General features: G+C 66.7%; 14 protein-coding genes and 2 pseudogenes. 8 read left to right on the forward strand and 8 right to left on the reverse strand.

Annotation, left to right across the window (positions count from 1 at the left end; translation table 11 throughout):
* The first annotated feature begins 33 nt into the window (after window positions 1–33).
* Both IPI67_19585 and IPI67_19590 read left to right on the forward strand, forming a co-directional pair.
* Complete coding sequence (locus IPI67_19585; GenBank protein ID MBK7582391.1) at window positions 34–606, forward strand: hypothetical protein; 573 nt, start codon at window positions 34–36, stop codon at window positions 604–606.
* Window positions 607–656: 50 nt separating this feature from the next.
* Complete coding sequence (locus tag IPI67_19590; protein ID MBK7582392.1) at window positions 657–890, forward strand: hypothetical protein; 234 nt, start codon at window positions 657–659, stop codon at window positions 888–890.
* A 217-nt stretch (window positions 891–1,107) separates the two neighbouring features.
* On the opposite strand, the gene IPI67_19595 is transcribed toward IPI67_19590, so the two are convergent.
* The 3 genes and pseudogenes from IPI67_19595 to IPI67_19605 form a co-directional block, all read right to left on the reverse strand.
* Window positions 1,108–1,566, reverse strand: coding sequence for a hypothetical protein (locus tag IPI67_19595; protein ID MBK7582393.1), 459 nt, complete (start codon window positions 1,564–1,566; stop codon window positions 1,108–1,110).
* A 55-nt stretch (window positions 1,567–1,621) separates the two neighbouring features.
* Window positions 1,622–1,986 (reverse strand): annotated as a pseudogene (locus tag IPI67_19600) (DUF5615 family PIN-like protein).
* A pseudogene (locus IPI67_19605) lies at window positions 1,983–2,214 on the reverse strand (DUF433 domain-containing protein). Before IPI67_19605 ends, IPI67_19600 begins: the two co-directional pseudogenes overlap by 4 nt.
* Before the next feature lie 171 nt (window positions 2,215–2,385).
* Between IPI67_19605 and IPI67_19610 the strand changes: the two are divergent.
* Window positions 2,386–2,952, forward strand: a complete 567-nt coding sequence (locus IPI67_19610) for a zf-TFIIB domain-containing protein (GenBank protein MBK7582394.1) — start codon at window positions 2,386–2,388, stop codon at window positions 2,950–2,952.
* Between the two features lie 10 nt (window positions 2,953–2,962).
* Here the strand turns inward: IPI67_19610 and IPI67_19615 are convergent, their stop codons facing one another.
* Window positions 2,963–4,300 (reverse strand): protein kinase, encoded by a 1,338-nt coding sequence (locus IPI67_19615; protein ID MBK7582395.1) that lies wholly within the window; start codon window positions 4,298–4,300, stop codon window positions 2,963–2,965.
* A 128-nt stretch (window positions 4,301–4,428) separates the two neighbouring features.
* On the opposite strand from IPI67_19615, the gene IPI67_19620 reads away from it, so the two are divergent.
* The 5 genes from IPI67_19620 (at window position 4,429) to IPI67_19640 (ending at window position 7,395) form a co-directional block, all read left to right on the forward strand.
* The gene (locus IPI67_19620) at window positions 4,429–5,571 is read left to right on the forward strand and encodes a hypothetical protein (GenBank protein ID MBK7582396.1); all 1,143 of its coding nucleotides are present in this window, start codon (window positions 4,429–4,431) and stop codon (window positions 5,569–5,571) included.
* Complete coding sequence (locus IPI67_19625; protein MBK7582397.1) at window positions 5,538–5,861, forward strand: hypothetical protein; 324 nt, start codon at window positions 5,538–5,540, stop codon at window positions 5,859–5,861. Before IPI67_19620 ends, IPI67_19625 begins: the two co-directional genes overlap by 34 nt.
* Before the next feature lie 448 nt (window positions 5,862–6,309).
* Window positions 6,310–6,537, forward strand: a complete 228-nt coding sequence (locus IPI67_19630; protein ID MBK7582398.1) for a hypothetical protein — start codon at window positions 6,310–6,312, stop codon at window positions 6,535–6,537.
* Window positions 6,519–6,878, forward strand: coding sequence for a hypothetical protein (locus IPI67_19635; GenBank protein MBK7582399.1), 360 nt, complete (start codon window positions 6,519–6,521; stop codon window positions 6,876–6,878). Before IPI67_19630 ends, IPI67_19635 begins: the two co-directional genes overlap by 19 nt.
* 376 nt (window positions 6,879–7,254) lie before the next feature.
* Entirely contained in the window at window positions 7,255–7,395 is a 141-nt protein-coding gene (locus tag IPI67_19640) for a hypothetical protein (GenBank protein ID MBK7582400.1), read from the forward strand.
* Between the two features lie 503 nt (window positions 7,396–7,898).
* Here IPI67_19640 and IPI67_19645 read toward each other — a convergent pair.
* The 4 genes from IPI67_19645 to IPI67_19660 all read right to left on the reverse strand — a co-directional run.
* Window positions 7,899–8,102, reverse strand: coding sequence for a hypothetical protein (locus tag IPI67_19645; GenBank protein ID MBK7582401.1), 204 nt, complete (start codon window positions 8,100–8,102; stop codon window positions 7,899–7,901).
* A gap of 635 nt (window positions 8,103–8,737) precedes the next feature.
* Window positions 8,738–8,911, reverse strand: coding sequence for a hypothetical protein (locus IPI67_19650; protein ID MBK7582402.1), 174 nt, complete (start codon window positions 8,909–8,911; stop codon window positions 8,738–8,740).
* A gap of 2,066 nt (window positions 8,912–10,977) precedes the next feature.
* Window positions 10,978–11,130: a hypothetical protein gene (locus IPI67_19655; GenBank protein MBK7582403.1), complete on the reverse strand. Its 153-nt coding sequence runs from the start codon at window positions 11,128–11,130 to the stop codon at window positions 10,978–10,980.
* 52 nt (window positions 11,131–11,182) lie between these two features.
* On the reverse strand, window positions 11,183–11,320 hold a 138-nt coding region (locus tag IPI67_19660; protein MBK7582404.1), incomplete at its 5' end, for a hypothetical protein.

The following is an 11,320-nucleotide window of genomic DNA, read 5'->3' on the forward strand; positions in this document are numbered from 1 at the left end:
TGGCGCTCCAACTATGACATCGATTGTGGGCGGGTGTCTGGACTCGCGTTCAACAGCGCGGAGGGGCTGATCGGCGTTTCGTTCGACACGACGGTCGGCGCCGACCAGCACTACGTGGTGCGCCCACTGACGGATGCGGGCTCACTGATGACGGCGCAGGACACGACCCTCCTGTTTGCCGCGGCGTTCACCAACACTGCACATTGTTCGGAGGCGGCCTTCTCCTCGGTGAAAGCAGCGCGGTTCTGTTTGACGGATACCGCAATCGGCGACATGGCCAGCCAGGGCCTGAAGTGGGTCACTCAGCTCGCCGGCGCGCCGCAGGGCGGTCAGTTCAGCCCTGGACCAGTCGTCGGGAACACGGCGTTCGTGGACCGGTTTCTCGTGGAGAGGACCGAGTGGTGGGTCGAGGCGGGAGGCCAGTTGACCCTGTTCATGGGTGACGCGTCGCATGACATCCGGCAGCTTCAGACCGACGGGAGCACAATCGTTTGGGTCGAGGGCACCTCGCCGGTCGTGTCGGCCGGCGAGACCACCACACCAAGTACGACCTGTACAAGGCCGCGTTCGTCGCAGATCCCAAGCAGCTTGCGCCCACTCTCCTGAGGGCGGGCATACCGTCCACGCTGCGCAGCCTGACCATTGCGAACGGGTTCGTGAGTGGGACCTACTTGACGCAACTGACACCGACCCAGAAGAGCGCGGCCATGGTCGTTCGGCTCAATGACGGGACCGCGTGGCGTTCGCAGCTCCCCGACGGCTACAACTGGGGCGACGGGACATTCCCCAGTCCGGACGAGCTCTGGGGCGCTGCGATTCCCGGGGTGCTCGCCGGCAAGGCGGAGTCGTTCGTCCGCGTGCCATACTCTGCAATGGAACCTCTCCCATGACCTGTCCCGCCGCCCCCACTGCTCCCGGCCTGCGCACGCTGGGTGGACAATTCGATGTCCATCCCTGTCCACCTGTGTCCATCCCTGTCCACCGGGGTTCTCGCCGACTTCGCATGAAACCCGCCGAAATCACCCTCGATTCACGCATTCCCCCTCGAGCACTCTTAATCCGTTGGCTGAAGGTTCAAGTCCTTCATGTCCCACCAACCTCTGCCGCTCACGTCTCGTCGCGTTTGCCGCCGAGAGTGAGCTGCCGCGGCTCATCGGCCTCGGCCGCCTCCGAGCTGTCCGCCTGAAGCACCTGAGTGACCACGCGCTCGGTGACCTCCTCCAGGTAGAGCCGCAGCGTGTCGCTGAGCTGGACGTACTCGGGCCACAGCGTCTCGTCGACGAACCGCCGCGGCACCTTCAGCATGACGGTGGTGTGCCGCTGCCCGCGACGGCGATAGGGCACGAGCTCGTAGCGACGGCAGAGCGCGAGGAACACGCGACGGGACCAGGCGTCCGCCAGCGTGAACTTGTACTCGATGGGTGGGTCGAGGGCGCGGACCTCGGCGAGCCGATCGAGGATGCGACGGCGAGCCTCGGCGGCGGCGAAGCGCTCGCCGTCGGACGTGGTGCCCGCGAAGAGCGCCTCGATCTTCGCGAGCTTCTCGAGGAGGTGGGATTCGTCCATGGGTCAATGCACCGATGGCGGTCCGCAATGACCGCCTCCACGTGGGATGAGTGAACTACAGCGGCAGTGTCCGTGCGCGGGCCGTCTCTTCGTCTGGCCCCACGGTCACCGCCGCGCCCGCATTCAACGCGGCTTCGGAGGAGGCGATGATTCGCGCTAGAAGAACGGCCAATGCTTCCGCGCGCAGTCCCTCGACGCACCCGGATCACCGATGGCCCAAGGGCCGCCCGCCGAGCCAGAATGGCGTGGAAGTCAGCATCCAGCGTGACGACGACACGGGCCTCAGCTGCAGCCCAGTCCAAGATGGAGTCGTCGGCCGCCGCTGCAAGCCCGACGTCGCCGACGTGCAGGACGTCGTGCCCCTGCTGGGCGAGTAGCGCATGCGCCACGCGGGAGGCCCTGGTCGAGCAGCAGCTTCACGAGGCGGCCGAAAGGTCCCCGGGCTGGCCAGGGATCAGCGTGGCCGCGTATGCCAGCGCTTGTCGGATGTCTTCGTCGTCCAGCTCAGGGTATTGCTGGCTTGAGTTCGGTCGGATTCGGATACACGGCCAGAGCTTCCAGCACGCGCTTCACCGTCAGCCGCATGCCACGGATGCACGGCTGACCGCCCATCTTGGCGGGATCCACGGTGATGCGGTCGAAGGCCATGGCGTGATCGTAGCACCTCGGGAGGACCACGTTCGTGTCCATCCCTGTCCACCCGTTTCCCTCTCCGTCCCGCTGGTCCTCGCGCGAAATCGGGCCGAAGCGGCTGAAAGTGAAGCGATTCGCGCCTTCGCCACCCCCTCGCCAAACGGCGCCGCGCTACTCTGACTCCCCGTGAGCGAGTACCGCACTGCCCCGCGCTGTCCGCGTTGCTCGCGCCCGCTCGAGGCGCTGGCGATCCAGGCGGGGTCGGCGCTCGGCTGTGATGGCTGCGCCGGTGTGCTGCTCGACGACGAGGGCGTTCGGCTTCGTGCGCACCAGCTTCTACGAACAACTCGGAAGGCCATCGACCCCGCCGCGCTCGATCTGCTGCCCTGGGACGACAGCGCAACGCTCCAGTGTCCGCGCTGCAAGAGCACCATGAAACGAACCGCGCTGGTCGGCATTCCCGTCGACTTCTGCGCCGAGCACGGGACCTGGTTCGACGCCCGAGAGCTCACCGCCGTCGCTTACACCATCGCCCATCAGCACGCGCGCGATGCCGCGCGCCTGCCCGGCTACGGCTTCGAACACTGGGCGAGATCGCCGGAGGTTCGAGAGTCGCTGAGAACGCTCAGCGCGCGCACCCTGGAGAGCCTCGATCAGGCAGCGCTCATCGAGAGCGAGCGCCGTATGCGCCGAATTCCTGGCATGTGGCTGCTCGGGCTCCTCGGCGGTCTGGTGAAACGCCGCGGTCTTTGACGGAGAATCTTCAACCGCGGCGCATGCCGCTGGCGCGCACCTGTTGCTCGAGATCTGCAAAACGCTGGGCCAAACCCCGCACCAGCGCGCCCGTCCAGCCATCGATGCCCAGACCCCCGCTCAAGGTCTGCTTGTCGAGCACCAGCAGCGTGACCTCGCCCTCCTCCACCACCGACACCACGCGCGGCTCGCGAAACAAGAGCGCCATCTCGCCGAACGCGTCGCCGGGCTCCATCACCGACAGCGTCTCCTCCTGGCCGTCCAGCGTGCGGTACGCACGACACGCCACCACGATCATGTACGCCGCGTCTCCGACATCACCCTCGCGGATCACCAGCTCGCCTGCGGCGTAGGTCTTCATGGGCAAGTGCAGGCCTCCGCGGAGAAAGCGGCGCACGTCGTCCGCCAGCTCCGTCACAGTCTGGTATCGCGCGGCTGGATCTTTGCTGATGGCCCGGGTCACGATCTGGCGAATGCGTTTCGGGATCTGCAAACCCGCCGTGGCCGCGTCGATGTCGACGGTCTCACCGGCCAGCGCACGCGCGATGATCTCCTTCGGATCGCGCAGCGCTCCGTAGGGCAACCTGCCGCTGACGAGCTGATACAGGATCGCGCCGAGCCCGAACACGTCGGTGCGCTCGTCCATCTCGTGGGGTTTGCCGCGGGCTTGTTCGGGCGCCATGAAGGGCGGCGTGCCGACCGGGCCCTCGGCCTCCATCTGCGCGCGCGCCCCGGACGCCGGAATGCTGCGCGTGATCCGCGCCAGGCCCCAGTCCATCACGTAGACCTGGCCGAAGCTGCCCACCATCACGTTCTCGGGCTTCAGATCCCGGTGCACGACGCCCGAATCGTGGGCGTAGGCGATGGCCTCGCACACCTTCAGGAAGATCTCGAGACCGGCCTCGAGCCGCTGGCTGGAGCCGGGAGGACGCTGGCGATCGCGCAACCAATCGCGGAGCGACACGCCGTGCACGAGCTTCATCGTGAAGAACGGCACACCCTCCGGGCTCACCCCCAGCTCGTGCACGGGCACGATGTTCGGGTGCTCGAGCTGACCGGTCATCTGCGCCTCGGCGATGAAGCCGTCGCGATAAAATGGGTGCTGCGCCAGCTCCTTGCTCAGGCGCTTGAGCGCCACCCTGCGCAGCAGGTAGCGATCGATCGCAGGGTGAATGCGTCCGGCCACCCCCCGCCCGAGCTCCGGCATGATGCGAAGATCGGGCGGCGTCGGGATGCCCTCGCTCTGGATGAGCGCGGCGTCGACGCCGTGGTCGCCGCCTACCGGGATTTTTTCGATGACCTGCACTGGCTCGGAGCGAGCCGCCGCCGCTAGCTGTTCGTTCCCCATTTGCGCTCAGGCTAACAGGCCCGGAAATGCCTGGCATGCGAAGATCATGCGCCCCTTTCTGCGTGCAATGAGCCCGAGCCGAGTGCGCGTGCCTCGCCGCTGGCGCGTCGGGTGGTACCATTCGAGGCATGGGCCGCTCGTCCACCGCGGCGATGCTGTTGACGCTCCTGGTCAGTGGCTGTCTTGCCATCGACGAGGTCAACCCGTCGGCGGTCGACGGCGGTAGCGCCGACGCGGGCCCGGAGGGTGGCGTGTGGCCGTGCACGGTCGGGCGTGCCGACTGCGACGGCAAGACCTCGAACGGTTGTGAGGTCGATACGCTGACGGATCCCACGAGCTGCGGCGCATGTGGTCAGAACTGCGCGAGCGCACCGAATGCTGAGCCGTCGTGTGCTGGCGGGCAGTGCACCTTCGCCTGTGCAGCGCTGGCTGGCGATTGTGACGGCAACCCGGCGAACGGCTGCGAAATGGCCACCGCAGACGATGTGCTGAACTGTGGAACCTGCAAACACAGCTGCGGGACCACGAATACTTCGAGCTCGGTGTGCCAGTCCGGAAAGTGTGTGATCGCCTGCACGGCCGCGTGGGGCAACTGCGACGGCGATGACTCGAACGGGTGTGAAACGTCGCTTGGGGATCCGAAGAATTGCGTCTCGTGCGGCCGCGATTGCAAGGACACCCAGTGCGACACGGGGCAGTGCGCGCCCACTCACATGACAAACGATGCCAAGGGGACGACCGCGCTCGGAGTGAAGAGCGGCGTTCTCTACCTGGCCCGCGAATACAGCAAGTTCAACCCCATCACGAGCACGACCTCGACCGTTCAAGATATCGTCTCGATTGGCTCCCCCGGGGCGAACCCGAGCGTGCTCGACAAGAAGACCGGCGGGGTCAAGGCACTCGTGCCCGCCCCCTCCGGAAGTCTGTACTTGTTCGCAGCGGGTTGCCTGCTGGAGCTTCCGTCGGGCGCGAGCACAGTGGAGAGCGTCGCCTGCGCCGGCTCGAAGAACACGCCGGGTGCTGTGGCGGTGGATGCAACGTCCGTCTACTGGACGGTGTCCGGCGCGATCTACGCTCGACCGTTCAGCGGTGGAACTACCACGACCCTCGTCAGCACCGGCGCCAGCCCGAACAGCCTCGCGGCGGAGAGCGGCACGGCCTTCTACTTCGATGGGAGCCACATCGCGCGGGTCGGTCGGGCAGCACCACCCCCAAGTTCCTCGCGGACGAGACCAGCGTGGCGCAGCTGTCAGTCGGGGGTGGCTGGGTGAGCTGGGCGGTTCCTTCCGGGGTCGTGCGCCGTGTGTCGATCACCGGCGGAGCAGTCGAAGACTTCGCCACCAATCAAGGTACGCTGAGTCTCCTCTGGGGAGACGCGACGGAGCTGTTCTGGTGGGGAGCTGCTTCGGCAAAGGTGATGAAGAAGCCACTCTCGGGCGGGAAAGAACAGCTGTTCGTGCAGAACGGATCCACGGCGAATGGCATTCTCTGGGGTCTGGACGGAACGCATTTGTACTGGATGCGAATCGGCGACAAATCGGTGTACCGGCTGAGTCGATAGTCGCGCTCGGGGCCGACGCATGACGATTGCGCCTGTGCCTTCGACGAGCCCGAAGAAACCTGCTTCACTCCGTCACCATGTTGGCGCCGGCGTCGCCATCCCCCGCGTTCTGGTTCGCGCTCGCGCTGTGTCTGGCGTGCTCCGAGAGAGGGGGCCAGTGTCGGCACGGCGCGCCCCGACGCAAGCGCGCTTCTCCAACGCCGGTCGAGGTGCAGCCCGGATTTTCACCGTGCAAGGTGAACCCTTGCGCCTGCTGGCCGACGGAGACGACCTGCCGGTTCGATTGGCGAGTCAAGGCGGGTACGCGGCCTTTGCTGGCGCGCGTCGCCGGGCATGCCGCCGGGCGCCGTGCACATGACGGCGGAGCTGATCGATCCACCACGGAGCAGATCTTGGTCAGCGACACGCGCGTCGTGAAGCTCGTCCCACGCCGGACGCTCCGGAGAAGGTGGAGCCCCCCTTCGAGGACACCAACTTCCTGCACCTGGTTGCCTGCCCCAACTACGGCGAACGCGGTGCATGGGCTCAGTGGCGGCTCGTCGTGCGCATGGACGACGCAAGTACGATTGGCGCGGCCAGTGTGAACGTCGTGCCGCGCTGCACCTACGGCTCCTCTGGCGGTGCCTGCGTGGTGCCACCGGGCTACGTCTTCGGCAAGTGTGGGGCGCCTCACTGATGGCGCGCCTGGAGATCCCCCTGGATTTCGCCCTGGCTCAGCGCGCGGAGCGAGAAGGAGTAAAGCTCGAACCATGCGTTTTGCCCGCCTGCAGCTGTTCCGAGTTCAACGACCTCGACTGGGTTGGGTCCGACGTGCGCGATACCGTCGTGGAGTCGCTGAGCCGGGGCCTGAGCTGGGGCCGGACACTCACCGGGATGGTTTGGCCGTTCGCGGAGTTCCTGGACGCCGCGGGCACGGAGCGTGTGATCGATCTCTGCGCCGGCGCGGGAGGCCCGGCTGAGATCGTCGTGAAACGAGTTTCCGGCGCGTCGGGCGCGAGCCGCCGGAGTTGCTCTTGACGGTTGTATCCCCGCGAGCGAGCCTGGGCGCGGGTCACCGCGCGTGAGCCCAAGATCCAGGCGCACTACACGGCGCTGGACGCAGCCGCGATCCCGGCGGAGACCAGCCACGGCCGAGCGCGGGCCATCATCAATGCGTTTCACTATTTCGCCCGGGCTCGCCCGCGGGATCCTGGCCGACGCGGTGCGCTCGCGCGCGTCCATCTGGGTGTCGGAGGCGTTCGACCGAAACCCGCTTCAGTTCCTCGCCTTTGCTCCTTGGTCTGGCGGCGCTCCAGGCCAACCCGGTGCTCACGCCCGAGCGCACGCTGGGCAAGGCCGTGCTCGCTTGAGGTGACGCCGCTCACCTTTGGGCATCAGCGCGTGGGACGGCTTCGTGAGCACACTCCAGGTCTACGAAGAGGGTGACTTTCGAGAGATGGTCAGGCACTTCGGCGCCGACTACCGCTGGGAGTTCGGGCGTATCGGTACGCCCTGGGTGGCAAGGGGTTACTTCTTCTGGGGCGCGCCGACGTGAAGAGGCCGAGCGCGCCGCTGCGAGCGCGGTGCTCACTTCCAGGAAGATGCCCGCGCTTTGAGCTCTTTGCGTGCTCCGGCGCGGCAAACTGCAGCCAGCGGTCTGGCCAACTCCGCGTAGAACGCGACATAAGCCTCACGACGCTGCTGTACGGTCGCGAAGCTCTTCTTCTCGAGCGGGAAGGCGCGGGGCTCTTCAGGCTCTCGTGCATCAAGTCGAACGCCTGGGGCCGCTTGCGCAGGCAGAGCGAGCGCGTCCCGTCCTTGTCGATGAAATAGCGCCAGGTGTTGGAAGGATCTGCGTCGCACTCGGGCCCTCCTCCCGAGGGGCGCGCCTCCGCGTGGTGCGTTTGGCCGCCGGCTTGGCTCTCTCGACCAGCGCTTGACGGCGACGATGCGAGCCAGGGTAACCCGCGGCCTTCATCGCGGCCAGAGTGATGTTCACGCGCGACCGATCGACCATGACCACGGCTTGCTGGTCGGTACCGGTGTCCAAGCTCAAAACTACACCCCGCCGGCTCCGCGCGGGCGGCGATGGCCTGAAGAAAACGCTCCCGCCGTCACGTTCTCGAGGCTCGTGAAGTCCAGCGAATCCGCCCAGCGGAAGTCGAGCTTGTTGGGCGCCTTCAGCTTGCGCACGCGCAGCAGGACCTCCTTCGCCGAGGCATTGCCCTCGACCAGCGACCCGTCCATCGGCGTCGAGCCCATCGAGCAACGCGAAGAACGGCAAGCGAGGTGTCGGCGTCGTCCGCCGCGCTTTGCGAGCCGGGGGCGGTGTCATGTGACGTAGCCGTTGGATTCTCCACGGCGAGGCGCGCGCACGGAGACCTTCATCGCCCCAGGAGCCAACGTCTCGGCGGCCTTGATGATCAGCGCGCTCTTGCTCAACGCCGCCGGCTTGGCCTGAGCGGATTTCGGGCTCGCTGTTGCCGGCTTCGAGGCTGCCGCGGGGCTGTGCTTTGTCTTCAGTGGATTGGGCTTTTGCAGAGGTCGATTGGGATTTCGCGGGCGCGGGCCTGGCTCCGGCAGCTGGGTTCGCTTTTGCCGTCGGACGCCCATGGCCTTCGCCCGCCACATGGCAGAACGCGGTCCGTGGCGCAAGCAATCACTGACCCGGCGCCGCCCCGGAGCCCTTGCAAGATCGCCGCTGGTGCCGCGCGCGCCCGTCGAGGGCAAAGCTGGCCGCGTCGCGTGGTCAGCGCGAACGCTGTTTCCGGCGGGATGCGGACGCACTTTCAGCGGCGGGCGCCCTGGCCAGGGTGGGTCAGGTTCGGCCTTGGCTCGCGCCAATCCGGGTGAAACCACGCTGCTCGGCCCCTGCGTCAACAGCAACACGAGCTCCGTCAAGTCTTCGGGCGAAAAAGATCCGGCGTCAAGAGCGCGATGTGTTCGTCGAGCCCACGAGTCTCGAAGTAAGCGTTGGAACATTCCGGATGAATGAAGCCAATGGGCTCGGTGCGCCCCTCCTCGAAGATCCCCAACGACATGCGCCGCCCGCCATCTGAGATCAGCCTCATGCACGACCGGCAGCGAGGCGCGTCCGACGGCGCGCGCTCGGCGGAGCAATCGCGTGGAACGCGGTGAGCTGACTACCAATCGCGGCAACCTCGTTCCAGCCGCTTTGGCGATCGTGTACGTCGAGCTCCGTGCCGGGAGCGCTGCGTGAATTTTCGCTCCGATGGCGGCATCGGCGGCGCAGCCGAGGTGAAAAAAAGAAGGTTGCTTCGCGCCCTCGCCAGGGATTCGGCAGCGTTTCTCCGAAACGCAGGTCCCCTTTCGATCTTGCGGCCGCAGCCCCGACAGCCTGCGCGCCCGTCGTCGCCCTTTCGAGAACGTCCGCCACGCCGCCAATTGGACGGCGGCTCTAGGCCTGGGCGGGCAACAAAGACCACCGGCCCGCTCCCGTCCTGTGACGCGGCGCGGGGCGGGCCGGCGCGCACGTGCGCCGGGTCAGTTACAGAAAGCTGGTTGTTCAGACAGACGCGGTCGTGTTGCCGTACTGGCACTGTGTCGTCGCCGCAAGTTGCAGTTGTTGCCGGGGTTCGGCCCTGATTGGGCAGCCGTTCGCGCTCGGTGTGTTGCAGTTCCAGTTGCCCGGAGCAGGAACACGGCGTAACGTGCCCCGACCACCGAAGGCCCGACTCGTTCGGTCGTGCATCGAGGGGCGCTGTCCTGCGGCGCATGGGCTGGGCACGCCGAGCAATTCCAGGTGTTGCTGCCCGGCACCTGCAGTGCCGATCGCCGGGAAGCCGGCGCGCCGCCGCTGTTGCACTGTGTGTCTTCCGCCGGCTTCGTCGCCGGACATTGATTGCAGCGCTCCACTGCTTGGTTGTTGCTGAACGACGTGAAGCATCCGCACTGGTTGTTGTTGTACGGGCAATCAAACCCGGTGCTGAAGGTGGTGCAGTTCGAGTCGTCCCTTTGAGGGGCCTGGGTCGGATAAGCCTGCGTTGCTTAATTCGCGCTGCCGGTAATTTGCGCCAGCCCTAGCCGCGCGCCGCCTGTGCCCTTTGCGCGCCGCTCGTGCGCCCGCGCCGCCCGTGCCTGCGCCTGCCGCGCCAGCCCGTGCCTGCGCCACCAATTCGTCGTTGTAAGCGGTTGCGCCGCCACTCGTGAAAGCCGGCAGACACCGCTCAGCGCACCGCTCGGAAGTGCCACCGCTCGAAGTGCCACCGCTCGAAGTGCCACCGCTCGAGGCACCGCTGCTCGAGGCGCCGCCCGTGCTCTTTCCGCCGCTGCCGCTGTCGTCACTACGGCCGCAGGCGCCGACGAGTCCGGACCGCGTTCAACACACACACCGCAGCAAGGAAGTTCTTCTTCTTTGTCATGGTGGGTCCTCAACCAGGCGAGGATTAACACAGGGTCAGGGGATCCGCGGCGCTTCGGGTCGCCGGGCGCATGGCGGGCTTGAGTCTGATTACGCCGCGCTGGCCTGGCGGGTCTGCTGGGTGCGCCTTCGGTGGTAGGTTTCAGACATGCACCCCGCTCAGCGCTCTAACCTTCGGGTTGGCTGTTTTCGTGGTGCTTCTTCCGGCTCGCGTGCAGCGCGGATGGCGAGGGCGGTGGTTCGGCAGGGTCGTAGCTGCGGGCGGGGCAAGCGGATTGGTGCGTGGAGCTCCGAGACGGGGTGTCGGCGGTGCCGTTTTGGCGGAAGCGCTGGTAGAACATCGGGTGGGGCAGCGCGGGTAGTGGGGGACTGCCGGAGCTGCTGCAGACGCTTGGCGGCAGATGCACCGGCCGATGCGAGCGTGCACTCACCGTCCTTTGTCTTCCAAGAACGCCACCTGCAACGCCTGTGCGGAGAAGTGAATGCCGCGCGGCGATCAAACACCGTTTGTTACGCGAGCTCGGATTCAGACGACGGTTACGTGAACTGCATCCTCGCCCTGCGCGCTGTTGCCGGGGGACGCCGGTTGATGCGGGGTCGCAGACCGCCTCAGTGATTGCGATGCAGTAACTGAAGGCGCAAGGCAGAGTACGACGCGGCGATCGGACAGCCGGGATACGATGTGCGCTGGGCTTTCGGCTGAGCGCGGGACCGTGCAGCCGCAGATCGCGTTCGTGCGACTGAGAGCGCGTCTGCTCAGTACGAGAAGTTACAGGTGTAGCTGCAGCCCGCGACCTGGATGTTGCCGAACCTGCCGCCGGCCGCACGCACTCGGTTCAGATCGGATCGGCGCTGAGACGCAGCGTCAACGTCGGCAAGTGAACCATAGGTCTCGAGACCGTCGTCCACGACTGCCGCTCCTGCGGGGATCTGTGATCGTCGGCCGCGCCGCCGCTGCCGGTCACTCGGGCATTTGCCTTTGAACACCTTCGTCGCGCCCACCGCGAGCGCGAGCAATGACGCGCTCGGCGATCTTGGCCTGATAACCGAGCTCCACGAAACCGAGGCCCAGCGTGTTGTCGACGGTCCGCTGCCGCCG

Source organism: Myxococcales bacterium, from assembly GCA_016706225.1.
In the GTDB taxonomy this organism is placed as follows: Bacteria; Myxococcota_A; Polyangia; order Polyangiales; family Polyangiaceae; genus JADJKB01.

Bases quoted from the DNA above. Each gene is read 5' to 3' on its own strand.
- IPI67_19595 (MBK7582393.1), bottom strand. From the start codon at position 1,566: ATGGACGAATCCCACCTCCTCGAGAAGCTCGCGAAGATCGAGGCGCTC.
- IPI67_19615 (MBK7582395.1), bottom strand. From the start codon at position 4,300: ATGGGGAACGAACAGCTAGCGGCGGCGGCTCGCTCCGAGCCAGTGCAG.
- IPI67_19620 (MBK7582396.1), top strand. From the start codon at position 4,429: ATGGGCCGCTCGTCCACCGCGGCGATGCTGTTGACGCTCCTGGTCAGT.
- IPI67_19645 (MBK7582401.1), bottom strand. From the start codon at position 8,102: ATGGGCTCGACGCCGATGGACGGGTCGCTGGTCGAGGGCAATGCCTCG.
- IPI67_19650 (MBK7582402.1), bottom strand. From the start codon at position 8,911: ATGAGGCTGATCTCAGATGGCGGGCGGCGCATGTCGTTGGGGATCTTC.